Below are 24,791 nucleotides of genomic sequence, written 5' to 3'. Positions count from 1 at the left end.
TTCATTATAATGTATCAGCGAATGTAATAACAGTAAAACGCGTTAATGTGTGTGCTTAAACAGGAATACAATTGTGTTTTGTCGAATCTAGGGAGGCAAGGCTATAATCAACATTTAAAATAGGGGCTGGATGATAAATGAGTAGAAAAGCATTATTAATCGTAGATATGAGTTATGATTTTGTAGCGGATGATGGCGGATTAACGGTCGGTACTCCTGCACAGACCATTGTGCCTGATATTGTCCGTACAGCAGATTTGTTTCTTGAAAAGGGAGACGTGGTGGTCGTTTGTATGGATGCCCATATAGAAGATGATCCCCATTTTGAACTATGGCCGAAGCATAATGTTATCGGAACGAAGGGGCAAGAATTGTACGGTGAACTCGGGACGTGGTACGATAAAAACAAAGAAAATAAGAGTGTCCTCTATATTCCAAAGCCTGAATATGACGCATTCTTTAACACGAATTTAGAAGAGGAATTACTTGAAGCGGATGTTGGTGAAGTATATGTTGTAGGTGTATGCACCGATATTTGCAATTTCCTTACTGTATACGGGGCCTATGCAAGAGGCTTTAAAACGGTTGCGATTTATGATCAGATGGCAACATTCACACAAAATCAAGATGTTTTTATCCAGCAAATGGAATCTATTTTTAAAACGAAGATTGTGTATACAAGTGATTTAGAGAAGCTAGAGTAAGGGGGATTATTGAGATAGTGTCTAGGCACCGAGATGATTCAGATGAAACAAAAAATGATCAATTAGATAAAGACATAATGGAAAATAATACTAAGGAAGATCCTTACGGAGAACCACCGCTAGAAGATTTCTTATTTGATGAAGCAGAAGAGGAAGATCCTGAGCTGCTTGAACAGAAACGCAAAAGAAAACAGTTTATCATTCGATCGATTGCTATAGGCATCAGTTTATTATTAGTAGTCAATGTGCTAAGCATCTGGCTGAATGTGTTTAGTTTAGATTCCCTTAAGCTCCTTCGTGGAACGGAACAATATTCAGAGGATGAGATGGTACAAAACAGCATGGAATCAGTCGTTCTGATCCAGAACCAGCAGTCACGCGGCACTGGTTTTATCGTATCAAGCGAGGGTCTTATTGTGTCTAATGATCATGTTGTCGATGGCGGAGGACCATTAGCTGTCACGTTACCTTCTGGTGAGCAGTATGTAGCAGAGATCGTTGATTCTGATGAAGGGCTGGATCTAGCGCTGCTTGAAATTGAGGCGGAGGGGCTCCCATATTTGCCGTTAAGTGATGTAGGGGCAGAGCGTGATGAGCGAATTCTAGTTATCGGAAACCCGCTTACCCAGCAGCAAATTGTTAATGAAGGAGAAATCTTAGATCAACAAGAAGGCTTTGAGATTTTACGAATTTCTGCACCAATCTATGGAGGTCACAGCGGAAGTCCTGTACTGACAGAAGCTGGTGAAGTCATTGGAGTTGTATATGCGAGAACGGTTCCTGGTTTGTTTGATGAAGAACCTTCAAGAGGACTGGCAGTTCCAATTGAAAAAGTGAAAACAAGATTTGCAGAGTATTTAAATGAATAAAGAGAGCTGTCCGCTATTAAGAAGTGGACAGCTCTTTCATGTGTGATGAGAATTTACGCAATAAACCTGTGAATTAATACAATTCAGCTTTACATTAATCCATATATTTGCTGAATCGGCACATTAACTGCAAATTGACGCAATTACTATTTCAACTGGCGCTATCCTTAGAGCAATCCCCGCAATTCCCTTACTGACTGACGCCATAAAGAGGCTGAAAAAATATAATAGATGATTGCTTCAGGTACCGGGTACTAGCAGCATCCTCTACTCATATAGCTTGCCGTTTTGATCCACATAGACGCTCTTTATCAACGTTCGCTCGAAAGGGTAGCCTTTTTTCGTTTCGCTTTCCATGTCAATCGTAAGCGTATAGATGCCTTCTTTCTTTAGAGGAATGGACAATTCGCCTGCTGAGTTGATTGTAACTGGAACGCTGCGGCTTTTCTGTTTGCCGTGTTTATCTGTATAGGTTGCTTCTGCACGATAGGTTGTTTTCTTGGACGGTGGAGGCTGGAGGTTATCTTTAATAGCTATTTTCTGCTTAGCGGTACCTGTTATTTCAAGTGTCACCGCTTGATCATAAGGGCTGTCAATTGATGCTGTTACTAAGTAGGCGCTGCCTTTTGCATGATTCGTTTGAATATGCCATTCTCCTGGTGATGGCTGATTTAGCTTGTATAAATGATGGTAAGCGCCTTCAAAAATTTCGTCATTTGAATAGGAGATATTAGCAGGGATAACTTCACCACTTGGTCCGTGCAATGTAGCAGCAGAAAAGTGCTCATCACTTAAGAAATCAATGGTGACGGAGGTGACGTCTTCTTCAATATGAAAGGAATCCGTTTTACCAAAGGCTTGAAGAGGGCCGCCGCGTACAATTTGGCTGCTTGCTTCTTGGTTACTTTGAATGTTTTCGTTTGCAGTCATTGAAAACAGCGATTTCTCAGATGTAAGATAAGGCTTAAATGTCGTGAATGTCGCATGACCTTCTTTAACTGTTGTATGATTCCAGCGTCCGACGGCAAGTTCTCTTGAGTATGGAAGTCTAGAATTAGCTACTGTTACGGCTCCATCATTTTGACCGTATGAGCTTAAATATACACCGCCCCAGTAAAGGGATGAACCGAATGACCCCCAGCTTGTTCCTGCCAGTGTAAAGAAAGGGTTGATTCTGGCGTTAGGGTGATGGTCGGTTTCACTCCTGAAAAATGCCATGTATCCCGTTTGGAGAGAGTTCGTTGCTGCATTTCTTCCTCCTATAATGCCGGCTAGCCATCCTGCCCAGCTGCTATAAGCTAAATCAGCCAGCTGTGAGCCATAATGCGGGGTCGATAATGTGATCACATTTGAAACATAGGCATGAGCACCATGATGAACTAAGGCCGATTGAGTATCAATCCCGCCTTTACTATGTGTGACTAAGACAAGATCTTTGCCGAAATGCTGATGAATTTCAGCCAGCTTCGCAGCAAGCAGTGCGCCGTTTGTCCACATATCTTCCGTTCCGTGAAGGTCAACAAAAGCTGTTTCATATCCATCTTGCAGAGCGACTTGATACATGTCATTTCCTTCCCACCATGTGCGAGAGGAGCTGTTTAGCCCATGGATAAATATAAGCGGCGCTTTTGTCGGATTAATACTCTCAGGTGATTCTCCAATATACCACTGGCCCGGAACGCCTGGAGTCCCTTTGTCGCCAAACGATCCAGCGTGGACTTGGATGGGACTGACTAACATAACAATAAGCAGAAGAATCAACAACACGTGTTTAATCATGCATAACCTCCTTGTATTAATAATAATGAACTGCACAGAAGTGAATATATGCACTGAGTACTTACTCTATTAACCTTTTTTTATTGTTTTCCTGCAGGAAGGAAGACTTATTTTGAATAAAATGACAGATGGAAAAAGTCGAATAATAACGTTATAATGGAGTAATACATATCCAAGTATTTAGATGTACGCAACTCAACTGTAACCTGAATCATTAAGAACTGGGAGGAAAGCAAAATGATTTCACAAGAAATTAAGCAAAATTTAACTCAAAGCTCATGGATTCGTAAAATGTTTGAAGAAGGTCAGCGCTTAAAAGCAATCCACGGGGCGGATAAGGTTTATGATTTCTCCTTAGGGAATCCTGTGATTGATCCTCCAAAAGAATATTTCGAAGCTCTAAAAAATTATGCGCATAACCCTATTTCAGGAGGCCACAGCTATATTCCTAACCAAGGTCTAGTCGAGGCGCGAGAGAAGGTAGCTGGACATTTAGGGGATCGTTACGGTGACATTGGAGTAAGCCATGAGTCCGTGATTATGACTTCTGGTGCAGCAGGTGCATTAAATGTGGCGTTAAGAAGTATTCTTAACGAAGATGATGAAGTGATTATTTTTACACCGTTCTTTGTCGAATACAAGTTCTATGTAAATAATGCAAAGGGTAAGGCAGTGTATGTTCCTCTTGCTGAAGACTTTACTATTGATTTAGATAAATTAGCTGAACATATTACAGGCAGAACGAAAGCGGTTATCTTAAACAACCCGCATAACCCAACAGGACAGCTTTTGACTCAGGAAGATCTTGAAGCATTTAACAGTCTTCTTCGTGAAAAAGAAACAGAGCATGAAGCGATGATTCACGTCCTTTATGATGATCCATATAGTCAATTAATCTATGATTATGATGCGCCAAATCCATTTAAAGCAATTGACCGATTATTTTACGTATCATCATTCAGTAAAGATCTTGGACTAGCCGGTGAACGTCTTGGCTATTTAGCAATTGACAGCCGCATGGAAGACGCAGGTGAATATATGGCTGCCTTCGTATTTGCAAACCGTACATTAGGATTTGGAAATGCGTCCGTTACAGTGCAGCGTATGATCAGTCAATTGCCGACTCTTACACAAGAGCAAGCAGGTTATAAAGAAAGACGTAATGCGATGGTTGAAGTGTTAACAGATGCCGGTTTTGATTTTGTGGAACCTAAAGGTGGATTCTTCATTTTTCCAAAATCACCTTTAGCTGACGATACAGCTTTCTGTAAGCTTGCAGCTGAAAAGTTCAATATCTTACTTGTACCTGGATCTGGCTTTGGCCGGGAGGGACATTTCCGTCTATCGTACAGTGTGTCACTTGAGCAGATTGAAAACTCAAAAGAGGCTTTCAAAGCATTACTTCAGGAATGTAAGGCTATGAACAAAAAATAAAGAATGGGTTAGGAGTTTTTACTATGTTTATCGTCCATTCGACGTTTAAAGTTCCAGATGAAAAAGCAGATGAAGTAATTGATATTTATAAAAATAGATCTGGCCTGGTTGATAAAGCCTCGGGATTTCAACGTTTCAGGCTGCTTCAGAATGCAAAGCGGGATGGAGAAATTACGGTTGAAATTGAATGGGATTCGAAAAAAGACTATTTAAACTGGGTCCGCAGTTCAGAGTTTAAACATATTCATGATCTGGAGAAGAAATATCCAGACCAAGAGCTTGCTGCTGTTATTCCAGAAGTAAAGCAGTTTGAGGTGGTGATTGATTGATACCTTTTCCATATCCTGAATACCATCCAATTATTGATGCCATTACAGAAGAGATTTATCAAGCTTATCCTGAACTTGAAGAAAAGTACGGAGAGGCTGGCCGGAGAAAGTGCCGAGAGGACAATCAACACCACTTTCATTCCTTAGAAACAGCTTATCAAATGAAACAAGAAAAGATCTTTGTCGACTATGCGCTTTGGTTAAATGGAATATTAGTCAAACATGGAATGGACAAACAGCATTTAATTGATAATTTCGAGCGAATTGAACGTTTGATCAAAGAGAAAGTAGACGATCAAAAGGAAGAAGCGTTTAAAGCATATCTACAAGCTGCTATCCAAGCTGTAAACGAGAACAGTGAGTGAAAGCAGCTATAAAACTAGAAAAAAGTGCTCGGCAGCTGCTGAGTACTTTTTTTGTTAAGTAGCTATTTTGAAACCATCGAATGGCTCCATCACACTTACTATGAAAGATAAAATAAATTAAGGAACGTTGACATTATGCCGTTACAATTCCTCTTTGATATGCATCCATTAGTAGTAGAAGGAGGATGAAAAATGGACTTTAACATAGCGAATGAAATCGCTACAAGTCAATATGTGTGGGCTATTCTTTGTATTCTGTTAGGCTACTATGTGATTCGCGAAATGAGAAAAGAAAACAAAGAACATAGAGAGCATTCTAGACAAAGAGAAATAGATTTGATGAAGCATTTAGACAGGTCGAATGAATCACAAGAAAAGATGGTTATAACCCTTGAGAAACTGCATGATTCTCTAGATTCGCTTGAGAAAAGAATTGACCGCATTGAACAAAAAATGGATAAAGATTAACGTTTAATCCCTTGATGCGTTTTCACTCCAAAGGGATTTTTTACATAACTGAATTAGTTCATTAAAATACAAAGGACGGTTCCTTGTGTTTTTATTTTGAGAATAGAAAGAAATACCTTGTACTGGTTAAGAAAGAGGAATAAACTGAATATACTAACTAACATACTGACTGGTAGGTATTAAAATCATGGAGGTGCAGAGGTGGATACGAAGAGAATATGGATGTATTCAATAATTGGAATGCTTACTACGATTGTTGTTCTTGCTTTTGCCAGGCTTTCTTTTGGAGTTATTCTTCCTTTTATGAGGGAAGGGCTGGTCATTACGTATAAAGAAGCAGGTATATTAGGAACGGCGATCTCTTTTGGATATGTGAGTATGGTTGTGTTCTCAGGGGTTGCTGCATCAAAATGGGGAAGTAAACGAACCATCATTTTTGGCACTATCCTTGTCAGCATGGGGTTTATCGGGATTGCAATGACACCTGGGTATTGGGTTGCATTCGTTTTTATGATCATTTTAGGTGTCGGTACGGCTTTCACCTATACACCTCTGATTTCATTGTTGGTAGCATGGTTTCCTTTAAAGAGAGGATTAGTGATAGGATTAACGACAAGCGGTGTTGGGATAGGTATTCTTTTATCCGGTATTGTTATTCCTTTTATAAGTACGATGTTTCCTGTGTTTGGCTGGAGATATGCTTGGGGATTGTTTGCATTATGCGGCATCATCGTTATATTCATTATCGCTTTCTTTATTGAAAATCCTCCCGTAATCAAAAGAGGAGCAGCAGATGAGAAAACAGTGAATGTACGAGAGATTTATAGAGACAAAGGTGTCATCAATGTCAGTCTTATTTACGGTGTCGTTGGCGTTGCCTATATTATTCAAATGGTGTTTGTGATGAGTTTTATGATAGAGTCTGGGATCTCAAGTAGAACAGCAGGACAATTCATGGCACTAAACGGATTTCTATCAATTTTTACGGGGCCGGTGTGGGGGCATCTTTCTGATAAAATAGGCAGGAAAAAATCATTAAATCTCACAATGGCTATAACATTGATTGCGATGATGATCCCTGTTTTTTATCCAACATTTATTGGTTTCACTGCACATATCATTTTAATAAGCTGTACATTAACCGGTTTATTCACCCTTGTTCAAGCTGCAACACTTGATCAAGTGAAGCCGAGTGATATGCCTGTCGCTTTTAGTTATGCAACCTTTTACTTTGCGGTAGGTCAGCTTATTGGACCAGTTATCGCGGGATGGCTGATTGAAGACTTTGGCGGGTTTACATATGCCTTTCTCTTTTCATCGATTTGTCTAGGAGCAGGGTTCATTTTAAGCCTGAGAGTTAAGAACCGGCAGGATGAGCCTGTTACAGTAGAAGGGAAAGTAAGTATATAAGAATTTAAAGTAAATTCAAAAAAGGTCATCATTCGTTGAAGAATGGTGACCTTTTTTAGCATGTTACTAGAAAAACCAAAGCCCGAACAAAGTGGCAGCAATTAACCCCAACATAACAGGGAGGAAGCTTTTACGTACAAGCTCCATCACTGGCACCTTGGCAAATCCAGCAACAGCCACAAGAGAGGACCAGGCAATGAGCGTTCCTCCTCCGACCCAGATCGATCCCATTTGACCAATAGCAGCAAGGGTAGCCGTATCTACACCGACCGTTGGGCCGAGTGCACTTGATAAGGCACCTACTAACGGAAGCCCTGAGAATCCTGAGCCATCAAGACCTGTAATCATTCCAATAATTAATATCGCAAACCCGGCAAGGAAAGCGCTCTCTGGAATGAGCTGTTGACCTGCTTGCACAAGATCAAATAAGAAAGATGGAGACGCCTCGTTTCCAACTCCTAAAATCTTACCGGCTAGTTCACCGCTTCCGATAAAGAAGAATCCTGCAATCGGAATAACGGGCCCCATCGCTTTAAACGCAAACACAAAGCCAGTAATTAAATGTTCACTTACTTTTGTAAGAGCGGTTTTTGCCTTATCAGCAGTGGTAGAGGCGAGTAATAACAGGGCCGCTGTTCCCCCGATTAAGGCCGCGCCGGTTCCTCCTTCAATCGATGGAATCACGTCTGAAAACTTAGCCATGACCATGTACACAATGATGAATAAGAAAGAAGCTGGTACGAGTAAGGCAAAAACCATGCTTTTCTTTGTGACAGGTTTTCTCGTTTGGTTCGTTTCCTCCGTTGATGCTGAAGTGATTTTCTCCCATTTAATTAAATGATTTTTTGATGGAGATTTAATCCACTTTCTAAGCAGCAGGTAGGCAGTCGTAATAGCAATACCGCCTGTTACAAGGGAAAGAACAAACGCCCGGTCTGCTACTAGAGAAATATCAACACCAGCAGCTGTAGCGCTAAGCATCGGCGCTATTTGAATAATGTAATCCGATGACAGAGCCATCCCTTGGCCCGCGAGTGATATCGCGATGGCAGCACCAATCGGCGGAAGGCCTGCACGGATTGCCACAGGAATGAGCAAAGCTCCTACAAGCGGAACCGCTGGAGTTGGCCAGAAGAACAATGAAATGGAATAGGTAACTAGAACAATAACCCAAAACGAAATGTGACCATTGACCATGACTTTTTGAAATGGGGTAATCATTTGTTCATCGGCACCTATATCTTTTAATGCATGCAAGAGAGCAGTCATGATTGCAATAATTAAGAAGATATTAAACAGCTCGCCAGCAGCAATCAAACTGGCTTGGAAGATGGTCTGCAAGCCGATAGATAATGACCCGCTGAAGATCCATCCTACTAAAAATGTCATCAATATAGCCGGAACGACAACATTTTGCCTAAATAACATCGTTAAAATGATTAAGAGTGTCCCAGCTAAATACATCCAATGAGACATCGTAAGCTCAATCATATCGCAGCCTCCTATCTGTCAAACTACGATATCTTATGAAACAAACTAGGCATTGGTGTATACGAGCAAAAAATATCTCCTTTCTTCTGGGCTCATAAATATCTTAATATTTGCTTAATAAAACTTAACAGCTCGTTTATCGTTCCTTAATATAAACCTGGTACTCTAAAGCTGTAAGAGATTCAAATGAAAACAAATTACATAGCTTAAACAAGCGGGTGGAGAACACATTGAGAAAACCCAAGTTGTTGCGTAATGAGGCCTACTGCTCGTATGTCTTATGTGCATCATCTTGGGTTTTTTATATTTATTTGGAGGTTGCTGTGAAAGATTACAAACTATTTTTCTTTGATTTAGACGGTACGTTAGTCAACGGAAATTCCTTGTTTCCTCATGCAAACGAAGTGATTCAATGTTTAAGGAGGAATAAAAAAAGTGTCTTTTTCTTAACCAATCATCCAGCTAGGCCAAGAGAAGAGTTATGTGAGAGGTTAATAAATATGGGGTTGGAGCTTAAAGTAGATGAATTGATTACGCCGACTTTAGCGATCAAACGATATTTTAGCGCGAGACCATCTTCATCAAGTATCTACGTCGTCGGGTCTGAGTTGATAAAAGAAGAAATTAGGAAAATGGATATTCATGTACTAGACCATTCAAGGGAAACCTCAATTGGTGAAGTGTTTGTGGTTCTTGGTATGTCACCTAATTTAAATTATGAGCAGCTGCAAGAAGGCTTCTTCTTATTGCAAAAAGGAGCGCGTTTAATTTTATTAAATCCTGATATATGCTGCCCTGCTGAGAGTGGCATGTACTTAGATACAGGGGCGATAGCTCGCGTATACACTAGTGCGTCGCCAAAACCTTTTATTAAGCCAGAAGTCATTGGGAAACCGTCTATCTGGATGCAGCAAGTACTTTTAGACTTTGCAGGCAGTATCCGTTCTAAGGCTGTCATGGTTGGGGATTCGATAACAAGTGACATTGCGATCGGACAAGCAGTAGGGATGGATACCGTTCTATTATTAAGCGGAGTGAGCAAGAAGGAAGATTTGCACACGGTTCGTCAACGACCTACACATGTGTATTCAACGCTTGATGAATTCTATCAAAAGATAAAGGAGCTTACGTATGTTTAAGGAGCGCCATATTACCGCACTAACCGATTGGAATAAGCATGAGGATTGTATGAGTTCACCTTTTAAAACCGTATTTTTGTTAAATGGAACCATGCTTGATTTGCCTGAAAGAGTATTTAAGCTGCAGCAAAAACAAAAGGAGGTATACCTTCATGTTGATCTCATTTCAGGTATTCAGCCGCAGACAATTGAAGGAATGACCTACATTGCTGAAGTGATTCAGCCAGACGGTATTATTAGTACCAAAACACAGGCCATTAATCATGCGAAAAAGCTTGGTTTAAAAACGGTACAGCGCATCTTTTTAATAGATAGTCATGCTATGAATAAATCCATTGAAGCATGCTTGAAAACAAAGCCTGATGCAGTCGAGGCGATGCCAGGATTAATGCCGAGAGTGATTAAGGAGCTTACTATGAAACTGCCATTCCCTATTGTTGCTGGGGGATTGATTAGAGATCAGGCAGAAGTTGAAGAGGCATTAGAAGCTGGTGCAGCAGCAGTATCTGGCAGTTACTCTTTTGTATTTTATAAAAAGGCGGGTGCAATTCATGAGGAAAGTTGAGTTAGAAAATGTATGCAAATCGTATGATCAAAAATCTTTTGCAGTTGAGGATATTAATGTAGAAATTAAAGAAGGAGAATTCTTTATCCTTGTTGGACCTTCTGGCTGCGGGAAGAGTACGTTATTACGCATGATTGCGGGTTTAGAAGAAATTTCAGCAGGCAGACTTATGCTTGGTGAGAAGGAAGCGAATCATTTAGATCCGAGTAAGCGCGAGCTCTCTATGGTCTTTCAAAACTATGCTCTCTACCCGCATTTAAGTGTAGAGGAAAATATCTTATTTGGTCTTAAGGTGAAGAAAATAAAAAAAGAAGAGCGTATGAGACGGTGCCTTGAAGCGGCTGAATTGCTCGGTTTAACGGATTATTTGAAAAGAAAGCCAAGAGAGCTGTCAGGAGGTCAGAGGCAGCGTGTTGCATTAGCAAGAGCTGTGGTGAGTCAAGCTCCGATTTGTTTAATGGATGAACCGCTCTCTAACCTCGATGCAAAGCTTCGTGGACAAATGCGCCTGGAAATCAGACAGCTTCAACGTAAATTAGGGACAACGATGATCTATGTCACACATGATCAAGTCGAGGCGATGACGATGGGTGACCGGATGATGATTTTAAAAGACGGAAAGGTTCAACAGGTAGGCACTCCGCTTGATATTTACAATCATCCAGCCAATGAGTTTGTTGCGACGTTTATTGGTGCTCCGCCAATGAATTTAATAGACGGTGTGGTGGATAAACACGGAAATGTGGTTGTTGGGAACAGAGAACTGGTTATTCCTGTGGGATATAGTTCAAAAGAGTTAAATGCAGGCAGACACGTAAAGCTTGGATTAAGGCCAGAGCATATTGGTCACGCGCCTGTGAAAGGATCTGATTTAACAGTAGAGGTTGAGGTTGTTAACAGCGAAGTGCTAGGTAATGAGAGCATTATCTCGTTTCACTTAGCTGGTGAAGTATGGCGAGCCAAATGGGCAGGGCAATGGCCGATGCCTGCAAATAATCGGGTCAACGTCGCTTTTGCCCAGCAGGAATTACACCTATTTGATGCAGGGAATGGACAGATTCTCCAATCACCACAAAAGGTCGAAGCGGCCAAGGAGGTACATATTTTGTGAATACAGCAGAACAAGTAGTAAGAGAGAAAATACAGAAATATCGAGTGGAGAAAAAAAGCACTCTGTGGAGAGAATCAAAAAATGTTCGTGTAGCGATGCTCTATTTGCTGCCATCCATTGTGCTATTTTCAATCTTCTTATTTTATCCGATGCTTCGAACCATTTATTTAAGCTTTTTTCTAACAGATGCACAAGGGACAGCTGCATTATTCGTTGGACTTGAAAATTACATATATATTCTTCAGTCGAGCCAGTTTCAAAAGAGTATGATGTCGACCTTCCTGTTTGTCTTATATACGGTTCCTACAGGTGTCATTCTCGCTTTATTTTTGGCCGTACTAGCAAACGAGAAAATGAAGGTGATTGGATTGTTTAGGACTTTATTTTCTTCAACCTTAGGAATGAGTGTCGCGGCTTCATCTGTTATTTGGTTATTTCTGTTCCACCCGACTGTAGGCATATTAAACAGCTTTCTTGGGCTGTTTGGGATCAATTCCATTCCCTGGCTGCTTGATCCGACATGGGCTTTAATTTCAATTGCGATAACGACCGTTTGGATGAATACAGGTTTTTCATTTTTGATTTTACTTGGCGGGCTGCAAAATATTGATCGGCATTTATACGAGAGTGCGAGAATTGACGGTGCGGGATACTTCTATCGTTTGTTCCGAATTACCTTGCCAATGCTTTCGCCGACGATGTTTTTTATCATTACGATCACATTTATTAATTCGTTTCAGTCATTTGGACAAGTTGATATTTTAACTCGAGGAGGCCCTGCGGAGTCAACGAACTTGATTGTGTACTCAATCTATCAAGACGCTTTCATTAATTATCAATTTGGTACAGCAAGTGCGCAGGCAGTCATCTTATTTGCAATCGTTTTTCTGCTCACTCTTATTCAATTTAAGTTTGGAGAAAAGAAGGTGCATTACCAGTGAAAATATTTACAGCATCCTTCCGCTATTTCTTATTAATAGCGAGTAGTTTTGTTCTGTTCTTTCCGATCGTCTATGCTTTTTTAGTCAGTTTTATGACGGGCCCAGAGGTGCTCAGCCGCTCGCTGATTCCTTCTCAACTTTTCATCGAGAATTATGAGCGTGTTTTTCGAACAGTGCCGTTACTGCAATATATAACAAACAGCTTTGTCGTATCAACAGCCGTTATGATCGGACAGCTGATTGTTTGTTCGATGGCAGCCTTTGTATTTGCTTTCATTCCCTTTAAGGGAAGAAATGTCATTTTCATTTTGTTTGTCTCCACGTTAATGATTCCTTGGGAAGCAGCGATGATTCCGAACTTCTTAACGGTGCAGTCGTTTGGCTGGTTGAACTCCTATTTAAGTCTAACCGTACCGTTTTTTGCTCTAGCCTTTGGAACATTTTTACTAAGACAGCATTTTAAAACGATTCCGCATGAATTGTACGAGGCAGCCCAAGTTGAAGGCTTGAATCGCTTTCAATTTTTCTATAAAGTCGTTATTCCTTATTCCAAAACAAGCTTAGTGACACTTGGAATTTATGGGTTTTTAACGACGTGGAACATGTATTTATGGCCGCTGTTGGTCACAACGAATGATTCAAAACGTACGGTGCAAATTGGGCTGAAACAATTGCAAACCGTAGAAGTTGCAACCGAATGGGGGGTGGTTATGGCAGGAGTTGTCATCGTTATTATTCCAACTCTATTATTATTGTTCATTGGACAAAAGCAATTACAAAAAGGTCTGACAGAGGGTGCCATCAAATAAGAGGGAGAGATGAACATGAAATCTACTTGGAAATGGATGCTTAGCTTAGTTGTTTTAGTGCTTTTATTAGCTGCTTGCGGGGGTACAAGTGAAGAGAGTGCTGGTGCACAGCCTGATGATGTGAATGCTGACGATCAACCGACCGAAGAAGAAATCGGAGAACCTGCAAGTGATGATGTGGTTGAAATTGAGTTCTGGCACGGCATGGGCGGGGGACTTGGCGAGACGTTAAATGAACTTGTAAAACAGTATAATGAATCCCAAGATCAAGTATTCATCAAGCCGGAATATCAAGGTTCTTATGAAGAATTGCTGACTAAATTCCGCAGTGTTGGCGGAACAGGTGATGCTCCAGCACTAGTTCAAGTATTTGAAGTAGGAACGAAGTACATGATTGAAAGTGGATACATAACATCTGTCCAAGAGTGGATTGATAAAGAAGGCTATGATGTATCTCAGCTTGAAGAGAATATTCTTAGTTATTACTCGGTTGATGGTGATCTTTATTCGATGCCGTTTAACTCATCGACTCCTGCATTATTTTATAACAAGGATGCATTTATTGAGGCTGGCTTAGATCCTGAAAATCCGCCGCAAACGTTCTCTGAAATCCAAGAAGCAGCGGCTGCATTAACAACAGACGATCGTTATGGATTCTCAATTCTTGGCCACGGATGGTTCTTTGAACAGTTGATCGCGACACAAGGTGCAGATTATGTTGATATGGATAATGGTCGTGCCGGGAACGCTACAGAGGCGCTTTTCAATGGAGAAGAAGGACAAAAAGTGTTTAATTGGATTAATGATATGAATGAAGAAGGGTCATTCGGCTATTTCGGTACAAACTGGGATGATATTCGTGCATCGTTCCAAGCAGGTCAAGTAGCTATGTATCTTGATTCGTCTGCAGGTACTAAAGATGTTATTAACAATGCTGATTTTGAAGTAGGTGTATCATACATTCCTCATGCAGATGATATTGAGCGTAATGGAGTGATTATTGGCGGCGGCTCAATTTGGATGGCCAATGGTATTGAAGAAGAAGAACAAGCGGCTGCATTTGATTTCTTAAAGCATTTACAAACGCCTGAAATTCAAGCTGAGTGGCATGTTAACACTGGTTATTTTGCGATTAATCCTGAAGCTTATAATCAGCCGATTGTAGAAGAAGAACACAGCGAGTATCCTCAGCTGCGTGTTCCAATCGAGCAGCTTCAAGAAACAATTCCATCAACTGCGACACAAGGGGCATTAATAAGTGTATTCCCTGAATCACGTCAACAAATGGTGACAAATTTTGAATCTATGCTTCAAGGAACTTCACCGGAAGATGCATTAAATCAAGCAGCAGAAGGGACAAACCGCGCAATCGATGTGTATAATCGTACGGCTAATTAACTGATTAAGCAGCGGCTCTCTTTAAATATTGAAGAGAGCTGTTGCTTTCTACTTTTGAATATGAACATAACATGAAAAAGAAGGGGCAGATTTGAATGAACAACACCTGTGAAATTTTTGCACATCGTGGCTCTTCAATAGATCATCCAGAAAATACAATGGCTGCGTTTCAGGCAGCTTATGAGATCGGAGCAGATGGAATTGAATTTGATGTTCAATTAACAAAGGACTTAGTACCGGTAGTGATTCATGATGAAACACTCGATCGAACGACCACGGGGTACGGCCTAGTATCAGATCACACAAAAGAGCAGCTGAAAACACTGGATGCGGGAACATGGTTTGACACTCAATATGCAGATGAGTCCATTCCTACCTTAGAAGAAGTGCTTGTTTGGGCGAGTGATAAGTTTATTAAATTGAATATAGAATTAAAAGGTCATGTGAATCAACGTGAATCGCTTATTCAAAAAGTCATCCCAATGATTCAGACCTATCAACTCGAAAGACACGTAATTCTCTCATCCTTCGATCACGTTTGTATAAAAGAAGTTAAGAAATTGGCACCTGAAATGGAAGCAGCAGCCATCGTAACCGCTGCCCTGCATGAGCCTTTAACGTATCTTCGTTCCCTAGGCGTAGAAGGGTATCACTATATGTCGCCCCTCTTACTGAAGGAAGAGGCAGGGGTACTTATAGATGCAGGTGTACACATTCGACCTTATACAGTCAATGAAGAGGATATGCTGAGAAGGTACATTCAATGGGGCTGTGCTGGTATTTTTACGGATCACCCTAAGTTAGCTTTAACTATAAGAGATGAAAAATAAGACAAGTGCACGGCACTTGTCTTATTTTTGTTAATTTTTAGGTTTTATTCTTTTTTTAGAAGGGAATATCTAGCATCATATTGAATTATTTATCAATCATTTTTAGAAGGGGATGACCTAAATGACACAGTCTGAAATCAAAGAAATGAATGCAGCTCAATCTGAATCAAGACGTTTAAAAGTACATAAGGAATTAGATGAACAATTTAAGAAACCTCTCATTCATAAGGCGATAACAAGTAATACTGTGTATGTTCCTTTAAATAAAGAGAAGTTATGGGGTTAAGGATCAACTTTTGTTGGTCCTTTTTTCTTTTGAAGATTAGATTGCTAAAAATAAAGGATAGCTTAGAGAAGAGTAGTACTTTATTGTTAAGGTTACAGGATTGATTTCCTGAGCGATTGGAAGTAAGCTAGATAATTAGTATAGATAACAGGAGGGTCAAATGAAGAAAGGGATACTCATTTTTCTCGTAATCATTTTATTGCTAGGTGGAATCGGGTATGGTGTTTACTATGTTGGAACTAACATTGCTTCAAAGAAGATCACTGATGATCTATCGGCAGAACTACATAACAGCGGGCAATTGGAAGAAGTAAGGGCATATATCGAAAACGATCCTGACTTACAACGCTATGTAGAAGAAGCTAGGCAGGCAGATCGTGCTGCGCTCCCGTTTACAACGAAAGAAGAAGCGACTAGAGTGCTCATAAGAAAAGTCGGCATTACTGATCTGCTTGAGATGCAGTCACGGGTTGAGAGAGGGAAGGCGAGCCACCAAGAAATCATTAATGAGCTTGAATCGAGTTTAACAGAGGATGAATTACTTGCGTTAAAAGTGATTGCTTATAAAGAGCTATACGAATAAAAAGGCTAAGCCCAAAGATGAGAGCTTAGCCTTTTTTCTTATTCTGGTACGCGGATCTTATTTTGATAGCCATTCGTTTTGTGAGAGCCGTCACAGAATGGAAGGGACTTTGATTGTCCGCACATACAGAGAGAGAAGGCAGGTTTTTTAGGAAAAGGCTTACCCTCCCCGTCGAGTAGTTCAACATCTCCGGTCACTCGTATTGAGCCATTATCATTAATTTTTAACGTTACTTTTTTGTCTTCAGCCATAATCTTCAGTCCTTTATAAATAGTATAGTTATGTAGTTCAGCAAAAAATGCCTAAATCCTTTAATATTCTAGCATAAACTTACATTAAATAGCTCTCAATCCTATAAAGAGTGCGAGATTCTGTGTGAAAGGTACTAGGAAATCACTCATTTTTTACGGTTCTCACAAGTTATTACACGGTTACTTTTAAGAAAATATGCTATGATATTGGCTATAGCTTTCGTAGGATAGCTAGATAAGATAAAAGATTTATGTAAAGAAGGGGATCTAAATGAATCAACGGACCTATCCATCGTTATTCTCTAGTATTAAAAAGCCAGCTTCAGCGTTTGAATGGTTTACGGCCTTTTTATTTGTTTTATTATTTATCGTTGGCTTATTTAATGCGTTTGCATTTAGGTTATTTGTGATGTTGTTTTTAGTAGGGTTATTACTGCAAGTGAACCGATTTATCCAAAGTCGTCCTATGGAGAAAGTTCCAGTGACTGATATTGAACAGGAAGCAGCAAAAGTGAAAGTCCAATCGGCTGCTGCGGCAGAGCTTACTAATGAACATACAGATGAAGACATTTTAGAAAAGACTACACAGCTGCAGAAAATTGATTTAGATCGTACTGAGCTTCTTGAAGAGCTGTTTGCGAAAGCGTCATTAGATGATGAAGAAAAGCAAAAATACCGCTCTAAAATTAAACAAAAAGATAATGAGATTTCAAGACTACGCCAAGAATTAATGAATGCTGGTGAGAAGATCCAGCAAGTGGTGCTAGATACGAAAAATTATTTTGTGAAGCACGACCCAATGAAGGAGCTTGCTACATCAATCGATCAAGAGCTTCTTGAAGCAGATTCGCTTGATTTATTAAATGAGCACTTACAAAGAAAGCGTGCGACGATGTCAGAGGAAGATCTCATGGCTTTAAGCAAGGCTGGCTATGTTGATGAGGATTTCAAATTGACGCGTGCCGGGTTTAAAGCTTTAACAAAAGCAGTAGAGAAGTAGTATGAGGTGCAGTGTGGTATAGAGATTGCTTCATTGTGGAGCTTTATTGAGCGGATTTAAGGCAATATAGCGTCAGTTCGGTCGGTAAATGCGTCGCTCCGGCTGCTATATGCGCTGGTTCAGAGGAAATGCGTCCATGCAGCGTCTGATTGCGTCTGTTCATGTTCATATTGCGCCGCTTCACCACATAATTGCGTCAATCTAAACTATGCGTGTCTCACCAAAAAAAGGTTTGCCCAAATCGGGCAAACCTTTTTCTATTTTCCTTCAAATTCATCGACTAACTCCGTAAAGAATGCTAAGGCTTTCTCGATTGGCTCAGATGTCGTTAAATCTACACCGGCCTTTTTAAGCAGCTCAAGCGGATAATCAGAACTTCCGCTTTGCAGGAATTCAAGGTACGCTTCTTTTGCACCTTCTTTATTTTCTAAGAGACCGTTGGCTAGTTGAATAGCCGCTGCGAATCCTGTAGCGTACTTATACACGTAGAATGGGCGGTAGAAATGCGGAATTCTAGACCATCCGTATTTTACTTCCTCATCAAATACCATATCAGGTCCGTTGTATTCACGGAACAACTGCTCATATACCTCATTAAACACCTCAGCAGTAAGCGGCTTGCCGGCTTCTGCTAACTCGTGAGTATCCTTTTCGAAGTTCGCAAACATTACTTGAGTGAAGAACGTGCCTTTAAACTTGTCAATAAAATCATTCACTAAATATTTTCTTGTTTTATCGTCTGTCGATTGGTTGAGTAAGTAATGAATGAGTAACACTTCATTTACTGTTGATGCAACTTCGGCGACGAAGATCGTATAGCCGGCTGTGATTTGCGGCTGATGCTTCGCTGACAGGTAGCTGTGCATTGCGTGACCCATTTCATGGGCGAGTGTAAATAAGCTGTTTAAATTATCTTGATGGTTAAGGAGTACGAATGGGTGAACCCCATACAGCCCCATATTATAAGCGCCTGAACGTTTGCCTGGCGTTTCACGGACATCAATGTAGCGTTTGTCTTTAAATTCAGCTAAAGTCTCTACATACTCCTCGCCAAGCGGAGCCAAGGCTTTAAGCATTAAATCATATGCTTCATCGTAAGGTATATCCTTATCTACACCTTTAACTAGCGGAATGGATAAATCGTACTGACGGAGTTCATCCACACCGAGCATTTCTTTTCTAATCTTTTGATAGCGGTGGTAAGGCGCAAGGTGATTTTTCGTTGCTTCAATCAGCTTATCATACACTTCTTTTGGAACTTGATCGGCAAACAGTGATTTTTCAAGTGCTGACGGATAATTCTTCATTTTAGAGACGGTGACATTTGTTTTAATGGCTGATGACAGGGTTGAAGCAATTGTATTATTCAGCTCCACATAAGGCTTGTAATACGCATGATACGCTTCTTTTCGCTTGTTGCGGTCTTCGTTTTTAAGCAGTTTTTCATACATGCCGCGCGTTAATTCTACTTTCTCGCCATCATCTTTTGTCACTAGACCGAATTTAATATCTGCATTATTAATCATGCCAAAGGTTTTACTAGGAGAGGACAGGGCTTCGCCGAGCTGAGTTAACACCTCTTCTTTTTCTTTACTTAAGACATGGGGCTTATAGCGATACAGATCCATTAAATCGTCTTCAAAATAAGTCAGCCCTTCTACTTCTGATATGTATTCTTGAAGGGTGGACTTATCAAGACTTAAGATGAAAGGTCTGAAAAAAGAGACTGCAGTACTTGCTTTTACACTTAGTTGAGTCGCTTCATCAAGTAAGGATTCAGCCTTCTTATCGCGAGTATCAACATCTACTTGAAGTCTGGCATAGACGACCACTTTAGATAAATGAAAGCTTAGTTTTTCCTGCATTGATAAAAAATCGTACAAGGAATGTCCATCCTCAATCTTTCCATCAAACTCTTTAAGCTTTACTGTCATTTCTTCAATGGCTGCTACATCTTCTCTCCATTCATCTAAAGAAGAGTAAATATCGGAAACATCCCATTTTTCGTGTTCTGGTACCTCTTTGCGAGAAGAATATGTGCTCAATACGATCACTCCTTTTTTATTAGGTTTACCATTATCCACCATAGTTATGATTGTATCACAAGGAAATGCACACAAAAATGGAGAAGCTTTATAGGAACAGTAATCGTTATATAATTCTGACTATCTTTACAAAATCCCTCTATTTGTCTACGATATAGATATGTTTACTAGGAGATGACACGGATTTTATTAGTTGGAGGATGATGACATGGGGAAACCATTAGCAGGTAAAACAATTGCATTGACAGCGTCGCGTAAAGTCGAGGAGATGAGCACGCTGATTGAAAAACAGGGCGGGAATGTGATCGTGCGGCCGATGCAAGGAACGGTGTATGTTGCGAAAGAGGAAATTGTTTCAGAATTAAAAGAAATGATTGATCAAGGAGTAGATTGGTTTGTCCTTACAACGGGTATAGGGACAGAGAAGCTCGTTGAGTTAGCTGAAGAGATTGGTTTGAAAGATGAATTAATCGAGCGATTAGCTCATGCGAAGATTGCAGCAAGAGGCTACAAAACGAAAAATGCATTAAAAAAGCTTGGGTTAACAGCAGATATTAGTGACGAGGATGGAACGACAAATGGACTGATCCACGCAATGGAATCTACTTCATTTAAAGGTAGTAAAGTAGCGGTGCAGCTTCATGGTATCCCTTCTCCAAACCTTCGTACATTTTTTGAAAACGAGGAAGCAGAAGTTGTTGAAGTCTTGCCATATCGTCATATTGCTCCTGATGAAGAAGAAGTTAAAACACTTTATGAAGAAGTAGTTGAAGGAAAAGTTGATGCGGTCTGCTTTACTACATTTCTGCAAGTGAGAGCATTGTTTCAGTATGCGGAATCTATCAAGAAAGAAGAGACGCTGCTCAATCAATTCAATAAAAAAGTCTTAGCAGTTGCAGTTGGTAAAGTGACAGCTGAAGCGTTAACTAATGCCCAAGTGACAAGAGTCATTGTGCCCGAAAGAGAGAGAATGGGTGCCATGATCGTCGAGCTTGCTAAATTTATGGATGCGGATGAATAGAAGAGAGCCCTGTAACATGTTACTTTATAAAGTGAATATAAAAAGTTAGTACATAATCTAGTGTATACAATCGAAAGGTGGAATAAGCTATGCGTACATTTGATGCGTTTGTGATTGATCTTGAAGACGGAAAAACAAAGCTTGAGCGCAAGCAGGTAACGGAAGAATTTTTAGGTGAAGGAGAAGTGACGATTGAAGTCGCTTATTCAAGTGTAAACTATAAAGACGGACTAGCTACTTTACCAAAACAGATTATCCGGAACTATCCGTTAATTCCAGGGATTGATCTATCAGGTACTGTCATCGAATCAAAAGATGACCGTTTTAAAGAGGGGGATGAGGTCATAGCCACTAGTTATGAAATAGGCGTGTCTCATCATGGCGGCTTTAGTGAAATTGCTAGGGTGCCAGCTGATTGGGTTGTTCCTTTGCCTGACGGTTTATCACTAAAAGAAGCAATGGTGCTTGGTACAGCTGGATTCACGGCAGCTTTATCTGTCCAAAAGCTTGAAGATCAAGGTATCACGCCTGAAGCTGGGCCAGTCCTTGTGACAGGTGCTACAGGCGGTGTCGGCAGTGTAGCCGTTGATATTTTAACAAAGAATGGCTATGAAGTGCATGCTAGTACTGGGAAAGAAAGTGAGCATGGCTACTTACGTGAGCTAGGTGCTGTTGAAATCTTAAATAGAGAAGATTTAACACCAGAAGACAGGAAGCCGCTTCGGAAGGAAGTGTATGCCGCAGCAGTTGACCCAGTCGGAGGAAGAACTCTTGAACATATTCTAAGTACGCTGAAATACGGGGGCTCTGTAGCTACAAGCGGACTGACTGGCGGTAATAAAGTAGAGACGACCGTCTTCCCGTTTATCTTAAGAGGGATTAACTGGCTCGGTGTCGATTCAGTTTTCTGTCCAATGGATGTACGCAAGAAGATTTGGGACAGACTTGCATCTGACTACAAGCCAAATCATTTAACAGCAGGCATTGTTAATGAGATCACTCTAGATGAGCTGCCTGATACGTTATCAAGCATTTTAAAAGGTGAGGTACGAGGCAGAACAATTGTAAAGTTGAAGTAATCCTTTGCCTAAGTCTGTTTTATTCAGGCTTAGGCTTTTAAGATCTAAGGAGGTGAGAGGATGCCTCACACCATTTTACCGCGCGCTTTTTATGATCAACCGACACTCGACTTAGCTAAATCGCTTTTAGGTAAACAGTTGGTACACGAAACAAGTGAAGGAATCTGTTCAGGCTATATTGTTGAAACGGAAGCTTACCGAGGGCCGGATGATCAAGCGGCACATAGTTATCAAAATTTGAGGACAAAGCGAACAGAAGTAATGTTTGGTGAAAACGGACACTGTTATGCCCATGTGATGCATACTCATTGCTTAATTAATGTCGTAAGTGGTGGAGTCGATCGGCCGGAAGGTGTACTGATCAGGGCTTTAGAGCCAGTTAGCGGGATTGATCTTATGTACAAAAGGCGAGAGAAAGCGAAACGGGACAAAGATTTGACGAGCGGCCCTGGAAAATTAACCAAGGCGCTCAATATTACCAAAGCAGATTACGGCAAGCCATTCTTTCAACCGCCGCTATATATTGCGGAAGGAAAAGAAGTGAGTCAAATCTCGATGGGTCCTCGAATTGGAATTGATAACAGCGGGGAAGCGAAAGACTATCCTTGGCGTTTTTGGGAAACGGGTAATCCTTATGTATCTAGATAATAAACAGAGCCTCATCTAACTAATAGATGAGGCTCTGTTGTCGTTATCAGCTGCTATGACTATTCTTTTTATTATATTTCCACATCATATAACGATAGCGGATCGTACAGCCAATACAGTAGCCGGAAAGAGCAAGAGCAGCAGCTAGAACAATCATACCAGACATGATGTACATGATGATTTCAAAGCCAAAGCTATAGCTGATAAAGGCCACAGCTAAACAAATCGTCGCAATCCACTGATTAAATCGCTGCTGAGCTGCATCTTCTTGTACGTATTCTTGAGCCGGCCTTTTTAAGAAAGGTGTGAATGCTCGCATGATAATGTTGCGCCTGAATGCAAGTGCGATGATTCCAACAATTAAAGGGATGACGAATAAAAGCGGGCTTATTAACCAGCTTAATAGTACAAATACGATAAGAAACACTTGGTTAACTTGTACAAGTGGTTTCGGGATACTCATTATAAAACCTCCAAAAATTCAATTAGCATGGTGACTAATTTAAGTATACCAATAAGCGTACCGCCTGGAAAGAAATAAACCAAGTAAATAGGGCGGTATAATGAAGTCTTTGGGGGGTATTGAATTCAATTATTGCAGATGCGGCGGTGGATACCGCTCCTGAAATATGCCTCGCTTTTCGTGGGGAGCCAGTGAGCTTCCTCGGGCTAATGCACTGGACCCATAAAGTTGGACACTTTTTTAAGCAGCTTTTTGGGTACTGAGTCGATAAGCTACTGGACTTTTCCGGTTCAATCTTGATTTAATTCTCACATGGTTGTAGTAATAGATGTATTGTTCTAACTCTTCTTTGAAGTGTTCAATACTATCAAATTCGTTTAAATAAAGGAACTCCGATTTCAGGATTCCAAAAAAGTTTTCCATGACAGAATTATCGTGACAGTTGCCTTTTCGAGACATACTTTGTGTGATGTTATGTTCTTTCAGTTTCCTTACGTAAGGGGCCATTCGATAGTGCCAACCTTGATCAGAATGAATCAAGAGATCATCGCCTTTATTTAGGTGCTTTAACCCTTGGTCCAACATCGTATCGACCAAATCATACGTTGGTCTTGATTGGAGCGTATAGGTTATCAGTTCGCCGTTAAACAGGTCAAATAGTGGAGACAGATAGAGCTTCTGTCCAAACAATTTAAATTCCGTAATGTCTGTCACCCACTTTTGATTAGGCTTCTCGGCTCTAAAGTTACGGTTTAGGATGTTTGGAGCTGCTTTTCCAACTTCTCCTTTATATGATTTGTATTTTTCATTCGTACAAGGCATTTAAGCCCTAGGTCTCTCATCATTCGAAGCACTTTCTTTTTGTTAATCGCATATCCCTTTTCCTGAAGGAGGTCTGTAATACGACGATAGCCATATCGACCAAAGTGCTTATGGTAAATGAATGCAATTCTTCTTTTCCATTTTCGATCAGGATCTGGTTCGCTCCATTTTTTACAAGGTTATAGTAAGTGCTTCTAGGCATCTTGGCTATCTTTAACATTCGAATCACCGGGAATTCGTTCCTTAGTTCATATACTACTTTCGCTTTGATTTTGTTGGTGATTGTTTTTCCTGAACTAAGGCTTTCAGCTTTTTTAAATACGCATTCTCCATACGCAGGTGTTCCAGTTCTCTTTTCATCTCCTTCTATCGATTGGGTTGAAGAGTCGCTGTTGCCCTTGTTTTTATTCTGATTAGAAGTCATTGTAGAAAGCCCTTTTCTCTTGGTTCAAGGGCATCTTCTCCAGCTGTTTCCCACTTTTTCTTCCATCTGCGAAGCATACATGGAACGGGAATATGAAAAATGGCTGATGCCTCTCGAATGGAGTAATTCTCTTCGGTCATAAATTGAATTACTTTCAGTTTAAAGGCAGCTGAATAGTTTGTATAGGGAAAGGTAAAAGCTTGATCCCCATGATAGCGAACTAACATCACCCAATATCGCAGCGTCGAATCATCTACGCCCACTTGATTTGCAAGTTCTCGATAACTGATGATTTCATTTAGATAACGTTTAGCCGCTTGAAGTTTATATTCCTTGGTGAACGTGGTCATTGATGAAGGCACCTCCTATTGTTGATTGAGGTGTCCAACAATAGGGGTGCAGTACAGCTAAGCCCTGTGGGATCTCACTCCTGCTCTAGGCGAGGCCACTGAAAAAGTTCTTTTGTTTTTTAGAGAGTGGTTGGCCGAATTTATTCGCCCAACCACTCTCTTTTTCCTATATAATTA

25 protein-coding genes and 1 pseudogene are annotated in these 24,791 nt (G+C 40.5%); 20 read left to right on the top strand and 6 right to left on the bottom strand.

The genetic code is table 11. The features are described from left to right. Positions 1–137: 137 nt before the first annotated feature. Together PQ478_RS12760 and PQ478_RS12755 are read left to right on the top strand one after the other, a co-directional pair. The gene (locus tag PQ478_RS12760) at positions 138–704 is read left to right on the top strand and encodes a cysteine hydrolase family protein (protein ID WP_289234515.1); all 567 of its coding nucleotides are present in this window, start codon (positions 138–140) and stop codon (positions 702–704) included. Between the two features lie 17 nt (positions 705–721). After that, positions 722–1,573 carry a S1C family serine protease gene (locus PQ478_RS12755; protein ID WP_289234514.1) on the top strand — a complete coding sequence of 284 codons (852 nt, stop codon included), beginning with the start codon at positions 722–724 and terminating at the stop codon, positions 1,571–1,573. A gap of 267 nt (positions 1,574–1,840) precedes the next feature. Here the strand turns inward: PQ478_RS12755 and PQ478_RS12750 are convergent, their stop codons facing one another. Beyond that, positions 1,841–3,352, bottom strand: coding sequence for an esterase/lipase family protein (locus PQ478_RS12750; protein WP_289234513.1), 1,512 nt, complete (start codon positions 3,350–3,352; stop codon positions 1,841–1,843). 237 nt (positions 3,353–3,589) lie between these two features. Between PQ478_RS12750 and PQ478_RS12745 the strand changes: the two genes are divergently transcribed. The 5 genes from PQ478_RS12745 (at position 3,590) to PQ478_RS12725 (ending at position 7,358) form a co-directional block, all read left to right on the top strand. Then, a complete protein-coding gene (locus PQ478_RS12745; RefSeq protein WP_289234512.1) occupies positions 3,590–4,786 on the top strand; it encodes a pyridoxal phosphate-dependent aminotransferase in 1,197 nt (398 codons plus the stop codon). Positions 4,787–4,809: 23 nt separating this feature from the next. After that, positions 4,810–5,115 (top strand): antibiotic biosynthesis monooxygenase family protein, encoded by a 306-nt coding sequence (locus PQ478_RS12740; protein ID WP_289234511.1) that lies wholly within the window; start codon positions 4,810–4,812, stop codon positions 5,113–5,115. Further along, positions 5,112–5,480, top strand: coding sequence for a hypothetical protein (locus PQ478_RS12735; RefSeq protein ID WP_012959154.1), 369 nt, complete (start codon positions 5,112–5,114; stop codon positions 5,478–5,480). Before PQ478_RS12740 ends, PQ478_RS12735 begins: the two co-directional genes overlap by 4 nt. Positions 5,481–5,672: 192 nt before the next feature. Continuing rightward, positions 5,673–5,948, top strand: coding sequence for a BhlA/UviB family holin-like peptide (locus PQ478_RS12730; protein ID WP_012959153.1), 276 nt, complete (start codon positions 5,673–5,675; stop codon positions 5,946–5,948). 201 nt (positions 5,949–6,149) lie between these two features. Further along, entirely contained in the window at positions 6,150–7,358 is a 1,209-nt protein-coding gene (locus tag PQ478_RS12725; RefSeq protein WP_289234510.1) for an MFS transporter, read from the top strand. A gap of 66 nt (positions 7,359–7,424) precedes the next feature. Here PQ478_RS12725 and PQ478_RS12720 read toward each other — a convergent pair whose 3' ends face one another. After that, a complete protein-coding gene (locus PQ478_RS12720) occupies positions 7,425–8,849 on the bottom strand; it encodes a hypothetical protein (RefSeq protein WP_289234509.1) in 1,425 nt (474 codons plus the stop codon). A gap of 323 nt (positions 8,850–9,172) precedes the next feature. On the opposite strand from PQ478_RS12720, the gene PQ478_RS12715 reads away from it, so the two are divergent. From PQ478_RS12715 to PQ478_RS12675, 9 genes are all read left to right on the top strand, one after another. Then, positions 9,173–9,988: an HAD-IIA family hydrolase gene (locus PQ478_RS12715; protein ID WP_289234508.1), complete on the top strand. Its 816-nt coding sequence runs from the start codon at positions 9,173–9,175 to the stop codon at positions 9,986–9,988. Continuing rightward, positions 9,981–10,553 carry a glycerol-3-phosphate responsive antiterminator gene (locus PQ478_RS12710; RefSeq protein ID WP_289234507.1) on the top strand — a complete coding sequence of 191 codons (573 nt, stop codon included), beginning with the start codon at positions 9,981–9,983 and terminating at the stop codon, positions 10,551–10,553. The genes PQ478_RS12715 and PQ478_RS12710 overlap by 8 nt, the downstream gene beginning before the upstream one ends. Continuing rightward, positions 10,540–11,664 (top strand): ABC transporter ATP-binding protein, encoded by a 1,125-nt coding sequence (locus tag PQ478_RS12705; RefSeq protein ID WP_289234506.1) that lies wholly within the window; start codon positions 10,540–10,542, stop codon positions 11,662–11,664. The genes PQ478_RS12710 and PQ478_RS12705 overlap by 14 nt, the downstream gene beginning before the upstream one ends. 29 nt (positions 11,665–11,693) lie before the next feature. Further along, complete coding sequence (locus tag PQ478_RS12700) at positions 11,694–12,605, top strand: carbohydrate ABC transporter permease (RefSeq protein WP_435521084.1); 912 nt, start codon at positions 11,694–11,696, stop codon at positions 12,603–12,605. Then, the gene (locus PQ478_RS12695; RefSeq protein ID WP_289234504.1) at positions 12,602–13,414 is read left to right on the top strand and encodes a carbohydrate ABC transporter permease; all 813 of its coding nucleotides are present in this window, start codon (positions 12,602–12,604) and stop codon (positions 13,412–13,414) included. Before PQ478_RS12700 ends, PQ478_RS12695 begins: the two co-directional genes overlap by 4 nt. A 15-nt stretch (positions 13,415–13,429) precedes the next feature. Next, positions 13,430–14,812 carry an ABC transporter substrate-binding protein gene (locus PQ478_RS12690; RefSeq protein WP_289234503.1) on the top strand — a complete coding sequence of 461 codons (1,383 nt, stop codon included), beginning with the start codon at positions 13,430–13,432 and terminating at the stop codon, positions 14,810–14,812. 95 nt (positions 14,813–14,907) lie between these two features. Beyond that, entirely contained in the window at positions 14,908–15,642 is a 735-nt protein-coding gene (locus PQ478_RS12685) for a glycerophosphodiester phosphodiesterase (RefSeq protein WP_289234502.1), read from the top strand. A gap of 121 nt (positions 15,643–15,763) precedes the next feature. After that, positions 15,764–15,928, top strand: a complete 165-nt coding sequence (locus tag PQ478_RS12680; RefSeq protein WP_012959150.1) for a hypothetical protein — start codon at positions 15,764–15,766, stop codon at positions 15,926–15,928. Between the two features lie 160 nt (positions 15,929–16,088). Next, the gene (locus PQ478_RS12675) at positions 16,089–16,511 is read left to right on the top strand and encodes a hypothetical protein (RefSeq protein WP_289234501.1); all 423 of its coding nucleotides are present in this window, start codon (positions 16,089–16,091) and stop codon (positions 16,509–16,511) included. Positions 16,512–16,549: 38 nt separating this feature from the next. On the opposite strand, the gene PQ478_RS12670 is transcribed toward PQ478_RS12675, so the two are convergent. Further along, entirely contained in the window at positions 16,550–16,762 is a 213-nt protein-coding gene (locus tag PQ478_RS12670) for a CDGSH iron-sulfur domain-containing protein (protein WP_012959148.1), read from the bottom strand. 271 nt (positions 16,763–17,033) lie between these two features. Here PQ478_RS12670 and PQ478_RS12665 point away from each other — a divergent pair, with 271 nt between their 5' ends. Then, positions 17,034–17,762, top strand: a complete 729-nt coding sequence (locus PQ478_RS12665) for a hypothetical protein (protein WP_289234500.1) — start codon at positions 17,034–17,036, stop codon at positions 17,760–17,762. A gap of 257 nt (positions 17,763–18,019) precedes the next feature. Here the strand turns inward: PQ478_RS12665 and pepF are convergent, their stop codons facing one another. Beyond that, positions 18,020–19,813, bottom strand: a complete 1,794-nt coding sequence (gene pepF / locus PQ478_RS12660) for an oligoendopeptidase F (RefSeq protein WP_289236979.1) — start codon at positions 19,811–19,813, stop codon at positions 18,020–18,022. 202 nt (positions 19,814–20,015) lie between these two features. Between pepF and PQ478_RS12655 the strand changes: the two genes are divergently transcribed. The 3 genes from PQ478_RS12655 to PQ478_RS12645 all read left to right on the top strand — a co-directional run bounded on the left by PQ478_RS12655 (position 20,016) and on the right by PQ478_RS12645 (position 22,555). Next, positions 20,016–20,828, top strand: coding sequence for a uroporphyrinogen-III synthase (locus tag PQ478_RS12655; protein WP_289234499.1), 813 nt, complete (start codon positions 20,016–20,018; stop codon positions 20,826–20,828). A gap of 89 nt (positions 20,829–20,917) precedes the next feature. Next, the gene (locus tag PQ478_RS12650; RefSeq protein WP_289234498.1) at positions 20,918–21,907 is read left to right on the top strand and encodes an acrylyl-CoA reductase family protein; all 990 of its coding nucleotides are present in this window, start codon (positions 20,918–20,920) and stop codon (positions 21,905–21,907) included. 60 nt (positions 21,908–21,967) lie between these two features. Next, on the top strand, positions 21,968–22,555 hold the full coding sequence (locus PQ478_RS12645; protein WP_289234497.1) for a DNA-3-methyladenine glycosylase: 588 nt from the start codon (positions 21,968–21,970) through the stop codon (positions 22,553–22,555). A 46-nt stretch (positions 22,556–22,601) separates the two neighbouring features. On the opposite strand, the gene PQ478_RS12640 is transcribed toward PQ478_RS12645, so the two are convergent. Next, positions 22,602–23,018 carry a DUF4395 domain-containing protein gene (locus PQ478_RS12640; RefSeq protein WP_289234496.1) on the bottom strand — a complete coding sequence of 139 codons (417 nt, stop codon included), beginning with the start codon at positions 23,016–23,018 and terminating at the stop codon, positions 22,602–22,604. A 240-nt stretch (positions 23,019–23,258) separates the two neighbouring features. After that, positions 23,259–24,614 (bottom strand): annotated as a pseudogene (locus tag PQ478_RS12635) (IS3 family transposase). Between the last annotated feature and the right edge of the window lie 177 nt (positions 24,615–24,791).

The sequence above is a fragment of the Alkalihalophilus pseudofirmus genome, from assembly GCF_029094545.1.
In the GTDB taxonomy this organism is placed as follows: Bacteria; Bacillota; Bacilli; order Bacillales; family Bacillaceae_D; genus Alkalihalophilus; species Alkalihalophilus pseudofirmus.
This window is presented reverse-complemented; position numbering and strand designations above follow the sequence as displayed.